The sequence below is a fragment of the Corallococcus sp. BB11-1 genome (assembly GCF_026626625.1).
GTDB lineage: Bacteria > Myxococcota > Myxococcia > Myxococcales > Myxococcaceae > Corallococcus > Corallococcus soli.
In genome coordinates this window covers 131,734-148,577 of the sequence record NZ_JAPNJY010000010.1, presented here as the reverse complement: position 1 = coordinate 148,577, position 16,844 = coordinate 131,734, and the positions used below count along the sequence as shown (strand labels likewise).

Here is a 16,844-nt window from a genome sequence, read left to right as displayed (position 1 = left end):
CTGAGAGCACGGAAGGGGCGGTCAGGCCGAGCGGGCCTGGTCGCCCCTTCTTCCGTGTTGCTGCGAACGCACCCACCGCCTGGAGGCGTGGATTCCGCGCAGCACACCCCTCAAGGCGGGCTGCTGGCTGGCCAGCAGGAGCAGGTAGCTCCAGACCGAGCTTCCGCGACGGTTCAACAGGGCATGGGCGAACTGCAGGGTGCTCTGGTCGATGTGGTCGGGCACGCTCTCGAACCACTCGGAGCTGCTGCGCGCCGCGAGCTGGATCGCGACCAGGGCGGAGCGCCGCTCTTCGTCATACGCCTGGAGCGCGTCGGGGAGGTGGTTGTGTTCGCGCAGCCGCCGGGCCAGGGCGATGGCATCCTGGATGGCCAGCTTCGTCCCGGAGCCGATGGAGAAGTGGGTGGTGTGGGCGGCGTCGCCCATGAGCGCGACCTTGTCGTGGTACCAGCGCTCGTTGGTGATGCGCTTGAAGTGCAGCCACGGCGCCTTGCCCATTCCGCGAAGCTGATGGAACAGCGAGTGGCCCTTCAGGTGGCGCTGGAAGATGTCCTCCAGCTTCCGGAGGGTCTCCTCCGGTCCCATCGTGCCGAAGCCCAACGCCTCCCAGGTCTGTTGCTGGCACTCGACGATGCAGGTGCTGGTTTCGTTGTTGAAGCGGTACGCATGGAACCAGAGCCAGCCGGCGGGGGTCTGCGCGAAGGCGAAGGTGAAGGCGTCGAACACCTTGTTGGTGCCCAGCCAGATGTACTTGTTCTTTCCCTCCTCCACCCGGGGCTGGAAGTGCGGCGCGTGCTGTTGGCGCAGCCGGCTGTTGACGCCATCGCAGGCGACGATCAGCTCCGCGTCAGCGAACGCGGACAGGTCATGGACGTCGCACTGGTAGCGGATGTCCACCTCGAGCTCCCGGGCCCGCCGGGTGAGGATGTCCAGCAGGCGGTCGCGTCCCATGCTGAACCCGTCCGCGCCAACGCGGGTCGCAAGCTGGCCCCGCAGGTGCACTTCCTGCGTGTCCCAGCGGGCCGCGGCCTCTTCAATCTGCCGCGCGCTCACGGGGTCATTGCGGTGGAGGTCGTTGAGGAGGTCGTTCCAGAACACGACGCCCCAGCCATAGGTCACCCCGGCCGGGTTGCGTTCAATGACGGTGATGTCGTGCTGACGGTTGCTCAGCTTCGCCAGGATGGAGAAGTACAGCCCCGCCGGGCCACCGCCCACGCATACGATTCTCATTTCGTTCCCTTGACCCGCCACCGCCTCGGGGCCCGCGCCCCGGGGGCCGTGACGGGCATGGGGGCATGCTAGGGATTCGGCTGTGATTCGGATGCTGGTCGAAAGAGCGAGCAGGGATTCTGGACAGGACAGAAGGGGGAGGGCGCACGCCCCTGGATGAGGCCACGTCCGTTGCCGAATCCACACGCGCCTGCTCCTACGGGCGTTCGGATCGCAGATGCAGCGAGCGGACCTCGTGCGGCCCCTCTTGGAGCGGAAGCTGCGCACGCCAGAGCAGGAAGACGCGGCCTGCGTCGGTGTCGATGATGAGTGTGTCGAGCCTCGGCTCCAACCAGACGTCCTGGTCCGCCGTCCTGACCACCCGCACCCTGAGCGCAAGGGGGCCCGGCAGTCGGAAGCCCAGCCGGCCCGCGGGCGAGGCATTCTCCAGGGAGACAGCCTCATCACCCCTCAGGTAGCCATTCGCCACCAGCCCAGGCGAGGCTGCATTGAAGAACCGCCGGTCGAAGTCGCGGGGCAGCAGCGGGGCCCGCGCCGTCGCCCATGCTTCGTCATAGGTGCCCGCCAATCGTGCGCGGGGATGCCAGTGAGGTGAGACGAAGCCGAACCCCGCCGGTGCCACGACCTGCCCGAAGCTGCGCAGGAGCGTCTTCGGGTCTTCGAGATTGGGCAGCCGGAGTCCCTCCTCGAAATGCCTGGGATGGGCACGGAAGCCGACGCCTACGGGGTTCCGAGCCTCAAAGGCGTGCCGGGAAGCTTCCGGATGGCTGCGGTCCCACCCACCGAAGGCGCGTTCGTAGCACAAGGGTATGCGCTCGAATGGCTGTGGTCGGGTCATGGATGCCTGGCCCAGGCTCTTGAACCAGACGCGCTCTCCAAACACCTGGACCACCTTCCGCAGGGGGCCGACCTGGAGCGCCACCTTCAGCTCGCGCGTGTCCGGGGAAGGCGCCTGCGCATGGCCGACCAGCACCACGTCTGTCGCTGGCTTGAAGAAGGCGACCTCCGGCTCATATCGGTAGCTGGAGTCCTCCTGGCCTCCCTGGAGGATGCCGCCGTGGTGCAACGGCGCCTGCTCCTCGGCCAGCCTCAATCCCGAGCCGTGCAGCTCGTAGGTCGCCTTCACCACCGTCACAAGAAGGGGTTGGAGCGCTTCGTCCGTCACGTAGAGCGTTTCGAAGGTGAAGGGCGTCAGGTTTTCGAGGGCTGCGTGTCCCATGGCGTCGCCTTCCTCCTGCTGGTGGCTACGCGGGCATTCCCTGCTCCGGAATCCGCCAGGACATGGAAGGCAGGAGCGGCCCGGCCACGGGCAGTCGGGCGAAGCGGGGGATGAGCGGATATTCCGCCAGCGTTCGCATTCCCAGGAGTTCCGCCAGCCGCAGCAGGGCCAGCCCCTTCATGAAGACGAAGGCCTCTGACAGATACGGCTCACCCTCTGCTCCCCGCTCCCCGCTCCCTGCGAACGCGCTCGCACTGCCGCACGCGGTCCTCCACCAGTGATTCAAAGGCTTGGGAAAAACCAGGCTCATCCTGGCTGGACAGCGCGCGGCAGACATCGAGATAGGGCCCTTCCTCATTTTGTAGCACCGTGCTCCAGCGCTTCAGGAGTCGCGGGAGGTCAGCGTCTTGCGCTCCGCGGGCCTTGAGCAGCAGCGCGCCCATGATGCGGAACAAGAGGAAGTCGTCCTCGTACTCCACATCTGGGACGTGCCGGTCCAGCATTCCCCGGGCAGTGGCTTCGGCATGCTCAAGACAGCCCACCACCAGCGCGTTCACAGGCACTTCGCTCAGGCTGCAACTGAGGTGTGCGACCTGGATGCCCTGGCGCGTCGAGGCGAGGTGCTGGAGGTGCTGCTGGAGCAGCGCGGACTTGTACAGGAAGCCTGCGAATCGATCCTGCCGTCCCTCCAGCAACAGCTCACAGACCGCCATCCTCCGGTATCGCCACGCGGCATCGAAATAGGCATGCCCGGTCACTTCCGAAGGGGCCTGGTGCTCAATGGCGCCGAGCGCCTCCCGCAGGCAAAAGGCGCTGTTGTCGCGCAGGGCTTCCATCCACGTCGAGCGGGCCAGACTCATGGGTATTCCTCCGGGCTTCGCTGGACTCAGACCAGCATGCAATCTTCGCCCATGGCGATGTAGCTCAGCCCCGTGAGGCCCTGGGCGTCCAGTGCAGCGCGGAGATCCTCCCGGACGATGATGACCTTGGGCATCTGCTTCAAACGGAAGAGCCGCGCCTCGGGTGGGATGCGTGTTCTATCGAGCGCAAGCCGGTAGATGCCCCCAAAAGTACCCGGGGCCATCTGGGATTCATCCACATTCGAGTTGCCCAGGTCGACGCAGTCCACGATGGCGAAGGGGTTGGCGATGAAGAACTCCCCCTCCGCGCGGCGGCCCTTGTGATTGATGACGGGGACGGGCAGGTACTCGATGTCCGTGTGCGCCTCTTTTTCGAGCAGGGCTTTCAATGCCTCGGAAATCACCCAGTAACCAAAAGTATTGATGAGATTGTCGGTCAGCTTGACGCCGGGGTAGTGACCTGTCATCGCGAGGCTCGCGCTGGGGCCGTATCGCTCCCGGGCACGGATTCCCTTGACGAACATCCAACCCATCTCGCACAGCTCGCCGGACTCCCTGTCGAGGATGCAGAGGCTTTCGTCATCGGGAGTGGAGAGGACGTAGTATTCATGCATGGTGCGACCCGTAGGGGGCATCGGGTGGGGGGCAGGCTGAAGCATCCTGTGTCTCAGTGGAATGAGGGAAAGCGGAAGTCGTTGACGCTGGGACCATGTCTGAACTTGCTAAAGCCATCCAGAAGGAACTTGCGCAGTTGCTTGGCGAAGTCCTCAATGTCCGCCGTGATACCGGGCACGTTCTCTTTCGGCAACTCCGGATGGTCGGTCCGCTGGGGGTCTTTCGCCTCCTTGATGTTCTGGTGGATGCTCCTGAGCCTCGTCTCGATCTGTCGGTCATACGCGGGGTGCCCGCCACGGTGGACCGGCAGGCGCATGGCCTGTCCAAAGGCGTGGGAATAGGGCAGCAGGACGATGTTGACGCCCCGGTTGACGTTGTACTTCGCCTGCAAGAGGAGGTTGAGGTCACTCGATTCCGTGAAGACTCTCCCGATGGCGTTGATGGGCACGACGTGATGTCCAACATTGGGCCAGGGCGCCCTGGCGTGACAGAAGTTGGCTTCGTCGCCCATGTGCCACGCCTCCGCGCGGAGGCGTGGATCGCCTCCCACGCACTCCGGTCCTCTTTCACCGAAGATGCGTTCCAGCAGATGCCTGTTCTCCCCTGTCGTGAAGTCCAGGTTGTAGTGGCTGCTCTCGGCCTGCTCCTGATAGATGCGCCCGTTGACGCGGTGGGAGTGGCCTTTCGTCCCCTTGGGGTCATCCTTGCCGTATTTGAAACAGCGCAGAAGGCACCCGTTCGCCTCCCCTTCGACGTGGAGTTCGTGGCTTCGAGTCGCTTCCAGATGATCATCGACGCTCACGCGTGGCCTCTCCTTCTGCTGCTGTCTTCTCGTGAAGGCACGTCACCCAGGAAGAATGCACCCCGGTCGCCTCCGTCCGATTCGAGCCAGACGAGGACATGAGGGGCGTTGGCATAGCCTCTCACGAATGCGCGGACCCCCAGGCAGGTGGCCACGGCGCCCGTCGCGGCCCCCAGTTCGCCGAAGCTCGTCGCAGTGGACCATTGCCTGAAGTCCCTGGGGAGGCCCGCCTGGCCTAGCCTCACGAGCGTGTTGGCGAAGTCGTTGGCGCGATGGCTGCTCCCATTCAGGTTGCCAATGGCCAGGTTGACGGTGGGGGCAGGGGGGCCCAGTCGCCTGTAGGCCGCATGGATGGCTTGAAAGAGCCCTGCGCCCGTAGGGGGCCTTCCGGAGAATCGGGATGCTTCTTCTCGCGCATGGGCGGCGGCACCTACCCATGCCTCGACCCTGGCGCCACGAGCGCGAGCTGTCTCGAATCGCTCGATGCAGAGAAAGGCCGCGCCCTCTCCGGGGAAGAACCCATCCGGGTTGTGCCCATGCTGCAACAGCCCGAGTTCTTGAAGTGTTCTCAGGGTGTCTCCGGCGACGAGACTGTCAATGCCACCGAGCACACAGCACTTCGTGGCGCGCGAGCGCAGGAGACGCTCGGCTTCCAGGAGGCAGGTCGCGAATCCAGCGGGTCCACCGAACGAGCAGTGATGCGCCGCGGCGGAGGTGCGAATGCCGTGAAGGGCAAGGAGTTCGGGGAGCAGTCGCCGCGCCAGTTTGCCCCGAAAGGCAGCACGCTCTTCGCTCCGCAGCCGCCGCGCTTTGTCTCTTTCTCCGGCGCTGTAGAAGGGCTGCTCCATGCGCTCGAAGTGGGCTTCGTCGTAGGTGTCATCCGGCAGGTGCAGGAGGAAGTGGGCGCCGGAGAGGAAGTCAGGGGCGGACGCCCCATAAGCGAGCATGTCCAGGAGCGCCGCGTCTCCCAGGCGCAGGAAACGCGCCATGCCCGCGAACCCATTGGTGAGGCCTTGGATGGCATGTCCCCGGAGCGGGACGGAGCGCAGCTCGTCGTCGTCCATGGCGTCGACGTCAAGCTCCGCCCAACGGGTGAGCCCGCCGCGAGCCGCCGCGCAACCCTGTACGACCCCTGGCCCCAGGGAGGACACCATCCCCATGGCGGTGATGACCAGATCGTCAGGCGAGAGGGCTGGCTCCCGCGCGGCCTGTGGGAACTGGAGCACGCGCTCAATACTCCTTCACGCAGATGCCGCAGACATGGGGGGCGGGTGCCCCTTCTTTTGCGATGACCGGCCCCTGGAGCAGGGGGGCCGGCGGCGTGTTCTTGTCGTTGTGAAGCATCGGGTCCAGGGCGCGCGCGACGCCCTTTCCTTCGAACTTCACGTTGAAGGAGTAGTTGACGAACTCCGCCTTGCCTTTGGTCTTGCTGGACGCCACGCCACCGCCCGCCGTACCTGCCTCGTCACCGGTGCTGGTGCTGAAGTTGGAGTCCTGCAAACAGGCCGGGTTTCCCTCGACGGAAACCTTCTTGCTGCCTTTGGCGGTGTCCGCGGAGCGAGCGATGTTGGGATAGGGGAGGGGGATGGGGCCCCCGGGGCTGGGCGTCTTGCAGACGTCCGGGAAGGCGATGGTAACGCCCTTGCTGTCCTTCGTGACGACGGACATCTTGTTGGCACCCACTGAATTCGCCATGACAAACCCCCGGGCTGTGCTCGGACTGGGAGTGTGGCTTGAAGAGGGCCCGTCGGGAAGATGGTTGGCAGCTCGAATGGGAAGGGTCCTATTCGACTCAATGTGGTGGTGTGTGAGGGCCAACGGAAGCTTGAGCGGGCGCCGACCTGAATGGCAGTGATTGAGGTGGTTCCTTCATCCGCTCGCAGGACTTCACCTGAGCAGGGCGGATGGTGTAGCAATCGGGCTCAAGGGCCATATGCGCTCTTCAGGGGGAACGGCTGCATGCGGCTTGGGGTGATTGTCGTGATGGCGGTGGTGCTGGTGGGCTGTCCCTCCCGCGATGTGGACGATGATGCCGATGACGGCGGCGATGTCATCGTCGATGCAGGTGTCGATGCAGGCCTTGATGCGGGTATCGATGTCATCGTCGATGGAGGCCTCGATGCGGGCATGTGCACACGGGATGTGGACTGTAGCCCCGGGCAGCAGTGCGACAACGCGACCGGACAGTGCATGCCCCCAGAAGCGCGGGACCAGCTGTGCACGACCTCCGCGGACTGCCTTGCCACAGAACTCTGTCACCCCACGGCGAAGGTCTGCGTCCAGACCTGCGTGAGCGGCGCGGACTGTCCGGACTCGGCGAAGAGCTGCGATGAGCTGAGCCCCACCGATTCCCGGCGGGTCTGCAAGTGCTCCACGGACGTGTTGTGCAACGAGGGGCTGAGCACCTTCGAGCGGGTGTGCTCGGTCGCGGATGCCGTGTGCACGCCGAAGTGCACGGCGGATGATGCGTGCGGTGTGGGGCGGCGCTGCGATACCGCGACAGGGCATTGCCAGGTGTGGGGAGGCACCGGTGCTCCCTGCTCGGGAGAGGGACAGTCGACCTGCGACTACGGCACCCACTTCTGCAGTTCGAACGTGTGCACTCCGCTCTGGGAGCCCAGCTGCGCCAACTACACGAACTTCCCGAACAAGGAGCTGCTGGGCACCACCGGCCCCATCCTCCATGGCGCCCGGCAGGTGAGCACATCGACGGATGCTGCCGTCTGCGGAGCGGCGACTCCCAAGCGCGTGGATGTCGCCCTCTTCGCGTACTCCAGCTGGGGCTTTCCGGCGTCCCGGTCGGCTCTGTCTGGCTTCTTCGGGGTGCGGGTCGATGGGGCGGCCAGGAATGGCCTTGATTACATCTTCCCAGGGAACAACTACACCGTGTTGGGCGCGGACCAGAAACGCGCGGAGATCATCGTCAGCTTCTGCGCCCTACCGTCGAGCACCACCATCTCAGGTGGCTTCTACTTCACGGCCGGCAACTTCCTCTGCTTCCAGGCCAACTTCTGACCTTCTGGCCCAGGACGGGCTCGGACCTTGTCGGGTCCGGGCCCGTCTCAAGCCCTGGCGCCCCACGCCGTGGCTAAGGAGGGGGCAGGGGCTGCCAGTTCGGATCAGGCCAGACAAAGGGGTTTCCACCCGGGCCCGGAGCCGGGTTGCTGAAGTAGCGCTGGCAGCCCTCGACGTTCTGGGAACTCCCCAGGATTTCCCAGAAGCCAGGGCAGACATCCCGGGGGATTCGCGTGCGGCAGTCCGCCATTGCCCGCTCGCCCGCGCCGGGCTGCGCGACATAGGCGCTCACGAAGTCCCACGCGATGCGCTGCAGGGCCTGGACGGTCGCCGCGTTCTCCCCAGGAGGCACCAGGGCCCCTTCGGGCGACTCCCGGAACACGGCCGCATGGTGGACCGCGGCCATGTAGTACGCCCCCAGGGATGTGAGGTGGACGTTGTCGCTGAAGAGCACGTTGAGCTTCTGCGAGGTCGAACCGCTGATGCCGGGCACCTCGTTCGCGATGACGCGCTCCACCAGATGGACCAGCGCCGTGCTCCCGGGGAGCGCCAGCACGCGAGCCGCCCGTCCATCGGCCTGCAACGTGAGGTTCACCTTGGAAGACACACACTCCCAGGCGACCCGAGCGTTCTTCTCATAGGCAATCCACCGGGCCGGGTTGGTTTTGTCGATGTCCAGCCACGTATGATAGAAATATGTAACGGCTTGCGGATTTCCAGCAATCAAGCGGTCATGGAAGTGCCGCAGGTAGCCGACGGTGTTCTCCCATTCGATGGTGCCCAGGAGGTCATGCCGCTCGGTGATGAGGAGGGTGTCGTATCGCTCTCCCTGGCCCAGCGTCTGGGGAGACAACAGCTCCTGGACCACGTTCATGTTGCTGCCCACGCGGTTCTTGCCCGAGCGGTAGCCTTCCCATCCGCCATTGCCCCAGGTCCTCACCCGGAGGGGCGAGCCAATCACATTCTGCTGGTTCCAGTTGAAGTCCTTGCCTTGACTCGTCGCGATGTCATCGAAATGGTCGGGCATGGGGTTGTCGAGCAGGCTGTGTCCGGAGAAGAAGACCCGGGCGCTCGTGATGGGGGGCGCCCCCGCGTCCGGGCTGCCAGCATCCGAACTGCCTGCATCCGGGACGCCCGCGTCATCGTCATGAGGCCCGGCGTCTGGTTTCACTCCGCCGTCGTCACCGGGAGGACGCACGCCCGAATCAGGAGTGGCAGGAGGACCTTCCACGGGAACGTCCTGGCCCAGCTGTCCAGTGCAGGCCAGCCAGAGGGAAACCACCAGGAATGCGCACGGCCTCGGTCTTGATGCGTTCACGGTCCAGATCCTCTTCGCGGAGATGACGGCGCCCTTCCTCCACCAGACAGCCTTGCCTGGCAGCGGGTGCGGCCCCAGCTACCTGATTCCAGAATAGGCCGGAGGGCGTCGTTTCAGACATCCCGTGACCTGCTCGATCAGCTCCGCCCTCCGGCTTCTTCGCCTTGACAGGCTGCGGGCTCGCGTTGATATTAAACCCAGAGGTTGAATGATGCGCACCCTGGCGATTCCGAACCACCTGGACCAGACGCTGCTGGCGCTGGCCGACCCGACGCGGCGGGCCATCCTCCAGCGCCTGTCCGCGGGGGAGCTGCGCGTGACGGAGCTGGCGCGGCCCTTCGACATGTCGCTCAACGCGGTGTCCAAGCACATCCGCGTGCTGGAGCGCGCGAACCTGGTGCGCCGCCGCCGCGAGGGTCGCGAACACCTCCTGTCCTTCACCCCGAAGCCCATGGATGAAGCCGCGCGCTGGATGGAGGCGCAGCGCGCGACCTGGACGTCCCGCCTCCAGGCGCTCGACGACCTCCTCCAGGAGGAGGACCGCGTGAAGCCCTCCACGTCTCCCGACCCGAAAGGACGAACCCGATGAGCGACTCGCACCCGGTGAAGCTGACCGTCACCCACCGCTTCAAGGCCTCCGCCGAGCGGGTCTTCGACGCCTGGCTCGACCCCCAGAAGGCCCGCCATTGGTTCTTCGTCACGAATGAGGACACGCCGCTGGTCCGCTCGGAGGTGGATGCGCGCGTAGGCGGCCGGTTCTGCTTCTCGGACCTGCGCGATGGAGCAGAGGTGGAGCACATGGGCGAGTACCTGGAGATCGACCGCCCGCGCCGGCTGGTGTTCCTGCTGACCGTGCCCCAGTACTCGACGGACAGCGACCGGGTGACGGTGGAGATCATTCCCCAGGGGACGGGCTGTGAGCTCACCCTCACCGCGGAGATGATGCCGGCGTGGGCGGAGTACAAGGACCGCACGGCCAAGGGGTGGTCCGGGCTGCTGAAGGGACTGGACGCGCTGCTGGAGCGGACGGCCGAGCGCGGCTGACCTTGCCAGTGCGTGGGATGGACCTCCGACGGACTGGAAGCCGACATCGATTGCGAAGGGCCCTCCGCGCGGGCGCCGTGATTCACCAGGGCAAGATTCTCCAAGTGCGTGGGGCCGGGCGTGACTACGCTCGCGCCGCGTCACGACGGCCCGGGGTGGATGCCCTCCTGGATGCGGCGACGGTCGGAGGGAACGAACGATGGCGGCCACGACGGTCATGCGGTGTGATTCGCTCTCGGTGTTCGACTACCGGTGCCACGCGGGGCCCGGCGACACGCCGTTCACGGAGCTGCACACGGGCTTCTCCATCGCCTATGTCCGCAAGGGGAGCTTCGGCTACCAGACGCGAGGAAACGCGTTCGAGCTGGTGGCGGGCTCGTTGCTGATTGGCCACCCCGGTGACGAATACCGGTGCACGCACGAGCACGTGGTGGGCGGTGACGAGTGTCTGTCCTTCCGACTCTCGGAGACGTTGGTGGACGCCCTCGGCGGGCGGAGGGAGGTCTGGCGGACCGGCGCCATGCCGCCGCTGCCCGAATTGATGGTGTTCGCCGAACTCGCGCAGGCGACAGCGGAAGGCAGGCGCGACCTTGGACTGGATGAGCTGGGGGTCCTGCTGGCGGCCCGCTTCGTGGACCTGGCTTCCGGAAGGAAGCGCAAGCCGCTCGATGCCGGGCCCCGGCATCGCCGTTGCGCGGTGGAGGCGGCGCTGTGGTTGGACGCGCACTCGCACGAACCCGTCGTGCTCGAACGCGTGGCCCGGGAGTTCGGGCTCAGCCCGTTCCATTTCCTGCGGCTCTTCTCGAAGGTCCTGGGCGTGACGCCGCACCAGTACCTGGTCCGCTCGCGGCTGCGCCACGCGGCACGGCTGCTGGCCGGGGACAACCGCTCCATCACGGACATCGCCTTCGACGTCGGCTTCGGTGACCTCTCCAACTTCGTGCGCACGTTCCACCGCGCCGCGGGCATCCCTCCTGGCGGCTTCCGTCAGGCCGCGCGCAAGGAGCGCAAGTTCCTCCAAGTCGGGCGCGGGGTGCCCTCCCTAGGATGACGGTCATCACCCAAGGAGAGCAGCGTGTACGACCACATCGGATTGAAGGTGAAGGACCTGGACGCGAGCGTGCGCTTCTACGAGAAGGCGCTCGCCTCGCTGGGACACGTGCTGTGCACCCGTGACGCGTCGAGCGCGGGCTTCGGCCCGCCGGGCGAGCCGGCCCTGTGGCTCTATCACTCCACGGATGCCGTCGGCCCCGGGGCGCACGTGGCGCTGAGGGCTTCCGAGCGGGCCGCCGTCGACGGCTTCCATGAAGGCGGGCTCGGGGCGGGTGGCCGCGACCACGGCCGTCCTGGCGTGCGCGCCGACTACGGCCCGACGTACTACGCCGCGTTCCTGCTGGACCCGGACGGCAACAACGTCGAAGCGGTCTGCATGCGCTGAGGCCTTCCGGGCCGCGTGCGTCAGCTCAAGTGGAAGGGAACCTGCCGCTCGAACTCGCGACTGGGCACTCCGATGATGGAGTACGCGGGCGACTGGATGGGCGGCATGGTGCGCAGGATGCGGCGGTGGAACGTCTGGTAGCCGTTGCGGAACTTCCCGCCGTTCCACACCCGCAGCAGGTTGGACGTGAAGAGGCCGTTGAAGGCGCCGTCGCTGGAGAGCTGGTTGTCCTGGCAGCCGGAGATGAGCAGCACGGTGGCCTTGAGCGTGAGGCGCGGGTCGTCCTTGGGCAGCCGCTTCATGATGTCGTCGTACATCGCCTTGTTGTCGCGGTAGGTTCGGTGCTCGATGCCCAGGGGCATCTCCTTGAACCGCCGCTCGGACGGCTCGCTGCTCTGTACCGTGTCCGCGAGCAGCTGCAGGCTGCCGCTGGAGCGCAGGGCCGCGTAGGCCACCTTGCTCACCGAGCCGCTGTGGCAGCTGTCGGAGAGCATGAAGACGCGCACCCCCGGCTTCAGCTTCGACATCGCGACGTAGAGCTCATCGTCGATGATCTCTCCGTCGTAGAGGCACCACGTCTCGTCCAGCCCATCGGACTCATCCCCGGTGGCGTCCGGGAGCTGGCCGCCGTGCCCCGAGTAGCTGAGCAGCAACAGGTCCCCGGCCTGGAGCACCTTCACCGCCTCGTCCATCTCTCCCAGCACGCGCGAGCGCGTGGCCTCCTTCGTGAGGAGCGGGGTCACCCGACCGAAGCCCTGCGTCTTCGCGATGCTGACCATGTCCTCCGCGTCCGCCTCGCACGCAATGAGCTGGCCGTCCCAGCCCGCGTAGTGGTGGGGGTCCACCGCGTTCAGACCGATGTTGATGGAATATCCCTGAGCCATGACTGGTACTCCTCCCTGTCCCGCAAGGTGGGCTCCGCCCCCGTGGGATGTCACCGGGGAGGCAGGGCGCGCCGTGCGTCTCCGGCCACCCCACCACCCGACCCTCCGCGCGCTGGTGCGCACCCCGTGCAGCGGCCGGCCTTCGCCGGGCTCCAGCGGCAGGACGGCGCTGTCAGGGGCGGGCAGCGGCGAACCGCGGTTGATCCGCGAGCCGCGCGGCATGGCGACGAAGGCCGCGTCCGCGAAGTGCGGCCGGGTGAGGCCCGGTGTCACGCGGGTCGCTACAGCGTGGGGGCCGGCAGGTCGAGCCCCAGCAGCAGGCCACCGATGAGCTCCAGGGTAGGGGGCGCCACCATGGCGTGTTGGGTGGCGACGTGGACGTCCCGGAAGCATCGCTGGAGGGGGCTTGTGCGGAAGACAGCGCTGCCGCCCGCGGCCTCGTACAGGCCATCCACGGCGCGCGCGGCGCAGCGGGTCGCGTGGGTCATCGCCAATCGCAGCTCGGCGCGGGAGCGCAGGGAGACGGTGCCCCGCGTGGACTCGTCGTAGAGGGCATTGAGGGCCTCCAGGACGAAGGCGCGTGCGGAGCGGACGGTGGCCTCGGCGACGGAGACGGCTTCCTGCGCCGCGGGGCGCGCGGCCAACTGGCGGCGCTCCAGCACCAGCGTCTTCTGGTTCGACAGCGCGATGAACTCGTCGATGGCGCGGCGGGCGATGCCCAGCGCCACCGCCGGGATTCCCATCCCCAGGAGGCCGAAGGGGAAGCCATAGAGGGGCGCGGTGACGCGCCGCGGGCCCAGGAACGAGACGGCATACGCCTCCGGCACGAAGAGGTCCTTCACCTCCATGTCCAGGCTGCCCGTACCGCACAGGCCGGACGCGAACCAGGTGTCGTGCAGCACCACGCTCTGGGCCGGGAAGAAGCACAGGCGCGTCTCGGGGATGCCCTCGGCCACCATGCGGGGCTTGCCCTCCTCCGTCACCACCGCGCCTCCCACCAGCCATTGGCAGTGCTGACCGCCGCTCACCCAGGACCAGCGCCCGGTGACGCGGTAGCCGCCCTCGACACGCTCGGCGCGGCCGATGGGCGCCGCCATGCCGCCAGTGATGGCGTCCGGCGCGCCGTAAACGGTCTGGGCCGAGGGTTCGGGCAGCCACGCGGACGCCAGCGCGGTGGAGGCGCCAATCATCACGCACCAGCCCGTGGCGCCGTCCGCCTTCGCCAGCGCTTCGATGATCTGGAAGAACAGGGCCGGGTGCAGCTCCAGGCCGCCCAGCGACCGCGGAATCATCATCCGGAAGAAGCCTTCCCGGGCCAGCTCCGCGGACAGGTCTGGTGGCAGCCGGCGGGCGCTCTCGATTTCGTTGGAGCGCGCGGACAAGCGGGGGAACAGCGCCTGCGCGGTGGCGAGCAGCGGGTGCATGGAGGGCGTGAGGTCCGTCATGCAGGGAGCTTAGACGGACTTCGCCGCGCGCTTGACAACCAATAAGCCGAGGCTTATTGGTCGTGCATGCAGAGAGCGGTCGCGGCCGAAGACAAGATCTTCCAGGCGCTGGCGGACCCCAGTCGCCGGGCCATCTTCGAGTCGCTCACGCGTGGCGAAGCGGCGGTGAAGGACCTCACGGCGCGCTTCGACATCTCCCAGCCGGCGGTCTCGCAGCACCTCGCCGCATTGAAAGACGCCGGCCTGGTGAACGGCCGGCGCGAAGGGCGCTGTGTCTACTACCGGGTGGAGCCGCGCGGGATGAAGCCGCTCATCGACTGGATCGCGCACTACCGCGCCTTCTGGACGGAGCACGTTGATCGCCTTGAGGAACTGCTGGAGAAAATGGACGAATGAAGCCCCTCGACAAGACCGCCCCATCGCAAACCGAAGCCATTTCATTTGAATTCGATTTGCATCATTCGCCGAAGAAGGTGTGGCGCGCGCTCACCGACCCCGAGCTGCTCACCGAGTGGCTCCTCCCTGTCGTCGGGTTCAAGCTCGAGCCGGGGGCCGCGTTCGCGTTCAAGACGCAGCCGTATCCCGGCTGGGACGGCACCGTGAACTGCCGGATCCTGGAGAGCGAACCGCAGCAGAAGCTCAGCTACACGTGGGTGGTCGGGGACATGGTCCTGGACACCGTCGTGACCTTCACGCTCACGCCCACGGCGTCGGGCACGCGCCTGTCCCTCGTGCAGTCGGGCTTCAAGCCGGACCAGAAGCAGAACTTCGGCGGCGCGCGTTACGGCTGGAACATGATGGGCGGGAAGCTCGTGGACCTGCTCGCGAGGATCCCATGACCACGCGCATTCCCACCGCTTCGGATGCGTCCACAGCACAGGCCCCAAGGACCTGGAACCATTGGATCCGGCTGTTCCATCGCTGGCTGTCCATTGCCTTCACGGTGGCCGTCATCGCCAACGTCGTCGCGATGGCAAGGGGTTCGACTGTCGTCTGGGTGGGATTCCTGGCGCTGATCCCGCTCGCCATGCTCCTGTTCTCCGGTCTGTATTTGTTCGTGCTGCCCTATGCCCACAAGTGGCGCAGCGGGCGACGCACCGACTGAACGGTGGCGCAGGATGTCCAGCTCTGGAGGCCGCATGACGAAGGGCACGTCGCACGCAAGCAAGCCACGCAAGGTGGCCACCAGGTCCCCTGCGAAGGCAGGCACGAAGGCCAGGCCCGGTGCGAGCAAGGACAAGCCGATGGAGCCTGCTTCCCGGCTCATCGACCAGCGCATCCTCGACCTGGGGGGTTGGCGAGGGGAGACCCTGGCCCGCATGCGGGCGTTGATCCTGGAAGCCGATCCCGAGATGACCGAGGAGTGGAAGTGGATGGGCACTCCGGTCTGGTCCCACCACGGGATTGTCTGCACCGGAGAATCCTATAAGGCGGTCGTGAAGCTCACGTTCGCCAAGGGGGCCAGGGTCCTAGACCCCTCGGGCCTCTTCAATTCCAGCCTGGAAGGCAACACGCGGAGGGCCATCGACATCCGCGAAGGGGAGAAGGTCGCCGCGCGCTCGTTCAAGGCGCTCGTGAAGGCCGCGGTGGCCCAGAATGCTCCAGCGGCGAAGGCCAGACCCGTTGCGAACAAGGCCAGGCCGGTGAAGCTCCTCTCAGGCGGCAATCCGCAGATCGCGAAGGGCGACGGCGACGCCCCGGTGCAGGCGTACATCGCCGCGTTGCCGGGCTGGAAGCGCGACGTCGGGAGCTGGCTCGACGCGCTCATCGTGCGGAGCGTGCCCGGCGTGCAGAAGGCCGTGAAGTGGAACTCGCCGTTGTATGGCGTTGAAGGCCAGGGCTGGTTCCTGGGGATCCACGCCTTCACGCACTACCTGAAGGTGAGCTTCTTCCGCGGCACGTCGCTGCGACCGGTCCCTCCCGGTCCGAGCAAGAGCGAGGGCACGCGTTACTTGGACATCCGCGAAGGCGACCCGCTCGACGCGGCGCAGATGGCGAAGTGGGTGAAGCAGGCGGCTGCGTTGCCTGGCTGGGTCCCGTAGCGGCTCGAAGCCCATGGGCGAGAAGCCGCAGGAGCGCGAGCCCGGGCCGTGCTGGCCCTGGTCGCGTCAGCCCTTCGTGGAGGCTTCCAGGAGGGTGTCCTCCACCGAGCGCGACAGCTCACGCCACTTCAGCATCGAGCGGCGGAAGTGTTCCTCCGGTGGCGCTTCGATGCCGAAGGTGTGGAGCAGCATGGGGCCCTCGTAACCGGCGCGGCGCAAGGGGCGCAGGTACCGGGTCCCCACGTCGAGGTCGCCCTGGTCGAGCGGCTGGATGACTTCGGACCAGCCGGGAGCGTGCGGATCAAACTCGCGTGCAGCGCCGTGGATGCTCACGAGCGCGAGCTGGGGCGCGGCGGCCTCGATGACCTCCTCCAGCCGGTCCCGGTTCCCCGCTCGGAGCTCGTGACACAGATGGAGCGAGGTCTTCAACCGGGGACGGTCGACCGCGGCGAGCAGGGCAAGCGACTCCTCGACGTTCTCGATGGCCTCGCCGTCATGTGGGTACAGGACGACGTCCACTCCGCGCGCGGTGGCCAGGTCCACCACGTCGCGGACCGAGGCGACCATGGCCGCCTTCGCATCCGGAGGACCGCTCAGGATGAGCCAGAGCGCCGTCCTCCGTGGGGCGAGCGCCGCCAGCATCCCGTCCAGCGCCTCACGGTCCCAGTCCGTGTCGAAGGGCAGGACGAAGAGGACGGCGGGAAGGCGGACCCGTCCCGCCAGAACCGCGGGCTGGGTGGCGTAGGTGTCGAAGGCTTCACGGCCCGGCCAGAACAGCGTCACCCCGGCGTAGCCGAGCGAGTCGAGCAATTGCACCTGAGCGGCGACCGGCCGCGACTCCAGCGTGAAGTTGAACGCGCCGAGCGGAGCGTCGGGTGGAGCAGGATGCCGTGGCTCGCTGCATCCCACGGCGGCCAGGAGCAGCACGGGCG

General features: G+C 66.9%; 21 protein-coding genes. 9 read left to right on the top strand and 12 right to left on the bottom strand.

Annotation, left to right across the window (positions count from 1 at the left end):
• Positions 1-21: 21 nt before the first annotated feature.
• The 8 genes from OV207_RS10670 to OV207_RS10635 all read right to left on the bottom strand — a co-directional run bounded on the left by OV207_RS10670 (position 22) and on the right by OV207_RS10635 (position 6,421).
• Positions 22-1,230 carry an FAD-dependent monooxygenase gene (locus tag OV207_RS10670; protein ID WP_267554726.1) on the bottom strand — a complete coding sequence of 403 codons (1,209 nt, stop codon included), beginning with the start codon at positions 1,228-1,230 and terminating at the stop codon, positions 22-24.
• A gap of 196 nt (positions 1,231-1,426) precedes the next feature.
• Positions 1,427-2,449 (bottom strand): DUF2169 family type VI secretion system accessory protein, encoded by a 1,023-nt coding sequence (locus OV207_RS10665; RefSeq protein WP_267554724.1) that lies wholly within the window; start codon positions 2,447-2,449, stop codon positions 1,427-1,429.
• A gap of 25 nt (positions 2,450-2,474) precedes the next feature.
• A complete protein-coding gene (locus OV207_RS10660) occupies positions 2,475-2,630 on the bottom strand; it encodes a hypothetical protein (protein ID WP_267554723.1) in 156 nt (51 codons plus the stop codon).
• Between the two features lie 28 nt (positions 2,631-2,658).
• A complete protein-coding gene (locus OV207_RS10655) occupies positions 2,659-3,309 on the bottom strand; it encodes a hypothetical protein (RefSeq protein WP_267554721.1) in 651 nt (216 codons plus the stop codon).
• A gap of 26 nt (positions 3,310-3,335) precedes the next feature.
• On the bottom strand, positions 3,336-3,923 hold the full coding sequence (locus OV207_RS10650; RefSeq protein WP_267554720.1) for an imm11 family protein: 588 nt from the start codon (positions 3,921-3,923) through the stop codon (positions 3,336-3,338).
• A gap of 53 nt (positions 3,924-3,976) precedes the next feature.
• Positions 3,977-4,726, bottom strand: a complete 750-nt coding sequence (locus OV207_RS10645) for an AHH domain-containing protein (RefSeq protein ID WP_267554718.1) — start codon at positions 4,724-4,726, stop codon at positions 3,977-3,979.
• On the bottom strand, positions 4,723-5,952 hold the full coding sequence (locus OV207_RS10640) for a hypothetical protein (protein ID WP_267554715.1): 1,230 nt from the start codon (positions 5,950-5,952) through the stop codon (positions 4,723-4,725). Before OV207_RS10640 ends, OV207_RS10645 begins: the two co-directional genes overlap by 4 nt.
• A gap of 4 nt (positions 5,953-5,956) precedes the next feature.
• On the bottom strand, positions 5,957-6,421 hold the full coding sequence (locus OV207_RS10635; RefSeq protein ID WP_267554713.1) for a DUF4150 domain-containing protein: 465 nt from the start codon (positions 6,419-6,421) through the stop codon (positions 5,957-5,959).
• A 264-nt stretch (positions 6,422-6,685) separates the two neighbouring features.
• Between OV207_RS10635 and OV207_RS10630 the strand changes: the two genes are divergently transcribed.
• Positions 6,686-7,741 carry a hypothetical protein gene (locus OV207_RS10630; protein WP_267554711.1) on the top strand — a complete coding sequence of 352 codons (1,056 nt, stop codon included), beginning with the start codon at positions 6,686-6,688 and terminating at the stop codon, positions 7,739-7,741.
• 73 nt (positions 7,742-7,814) lie between these two features.
• On the opposite strand, the gene OV207_RS10625 is transcribed toward OV207_RS10630, so the two are convergent.
• Positions 7,815-8,912: a hypothetical protein gene (locus tag OV207_RS10625; RefSeq protein WP_267554710.1), complete on the bottom strand. Its 1,098-nt coding sequence runs from the start codon at positions 8,910-8,912 to the stop codon at positions 7,815-7,817.
• A 355-nt stretch (positions 8,913-9,267) separates the two neighbouring features.
• Between OV207_RS10625 and OV207_RS10620 the strand changes: the two genes are divergently transcribed.
• The 4 genes from OV207_RS10620 (at position 9,268) to OV207_RS10605 (ending at position 11,541) form a co-directional block, all read left to right on the top strand.
• Positions 9,268-9,648, top strand: a complete 381-nt coding sequence (locus OV207_RS10620; protein ID WP_324291513.1) for a metalloregulator ArsR/SmtB family transcription factor — start codon at positions 9,268-9,270, stop codon at positions 9,646-9,648.
• Entirely contained in the window at positions 9,645-10,103 is a 459-nt protein-coding gene (locus tag OV207_RS10615) for an SRPBCC family protein (RefSeq protein WP_267554708.1), read from the top strand. The genes OV207_RS10620 and OV207_RS10615 overlap by 4 nt, the downstream gene beginning before the upstream one ends.
• Before the next feature lie 199 nt (positions 10,104-10,302).
• Positions 10,303-11,154, top strand: coding sequence for an AraC family transcriptional regulator (locus OV207_RS10610; RefSeq protein ID WP_267554707.1), 852 nt, complete (start codon positions 10,303-10,305; stop codon positions 11,152-11,154).
• Positions 11,155-11,178: 24 nt separating this feature from the next.
• Positions 11,179-11,541 (top strand): VOC family protein, encoded by a 363-nt coding sequence (locus OV207_RS10605; protein ID WP_267554705.1) that lies wholly within the window; start codon positions 11,179-11,181, stop codon positions 11,539-11,541.
• A 20-nt stretch (positions 11,542-11,561) separates the two neighbouring features.
• Here the strand turns inward: OV207_RS10605 and OV207_RS10600 are convergent, their stop codons facing one another.
• Positions 11,562-12,425 (bottom strand): caspase family protein, encoded by an 864-nt coding sequence (locus tag OV207_RS10600; RefSeq protein ID WP_267554703.1) that lies wholly within the window; start codon positions 12,423-12,425, stop codon positions 11,562-11,564.
• Between the two features lie 281 nt (positions 12,426-12,706).
• A complete protein-coding gene (locus tag OV207_RS10595; protein ID WP_267554702.1) occupies positions 12,707-13,870 on the bottom strand; it encodes an acyl-CoA dehydrogenase family protein in 1,164 nt (387 codons plus the stop codon).
• Positions 13,871-13,936: 66 nt separating this feature from the next.
• On the opposite strand from OV207_RS10595, the gene OV207_RS10590 reads away from it, so the two are divergent.
• Genes OV207_RS10590 through OV207_RS37770 form a run of 4 tightly spaced genes read left to right on the top strand, consistent with a single transcriptional unit; the run spans position 13,937 to position 15,912 of the window.
• Positions 13,937-14,266, top strand: coding sequence for an ArsR/SmtB family transcription factor (locus OV207_RS10590; protein ID WP_193427993.1), 330 nt, complete (start codon positions 13,937-13,939; stop codon positions 14,264-14,266).
• On the top strand, positions 14,263-14,709 hold the full coding sequence (locus tag OV207_RS10585) for an SRPBCC family protein (protein ID WP_193427992.1): 447 nt from the start codon (positions 14,263-14,265) through the stop codon (positions 14,707-14,709). Before OV207_RS10590 ends, OV207_RS10585 begins: the two co-directional genes overlap by 4 nt.
• Entirely contained in the window at positions 14,706-14,975 is a 270-nt protein-coding gene (locus OV207_RS10580; protein ID WP_267554699.1) for a hypothetical protein, read from the top strand. Before OV207_RS10585 ends, OV207_RS10580 begins: the two co-directional genes overlap by 4 nt.
• A 34-nt stretch (positions 14,976-15,009) precedes the next feature.
• A complete protein-coding gene (locus OV207_RS37770; RefSeq protein WP_420715199.1) occupies positions 15,010-15,912 on the top strand; it encodes a DUF1801 domain-containing protein in 903 nt (300 codons plus the stop codon).
• A 66-nt stretch (positions 15,913-15,978) separates the two neighbouring features.
• On the opposite strand, the gene OV207_RS10565 is transcribed toward OV207_RS37770, so the two are convergent.
• On the bottom strand, positions 15,979-16,839 hold the full coding sequence (locus OV207_RS10565; protein WP_267554698.1) for a sugar phosphate isomerase/epimerase family protein: 861 nt from the start codon (positions 16,837-16,839) through the stop codon (positions 15,979-15,981).
• Positions 16,840-16,844 lie beyond the last annotated feature (5 nt).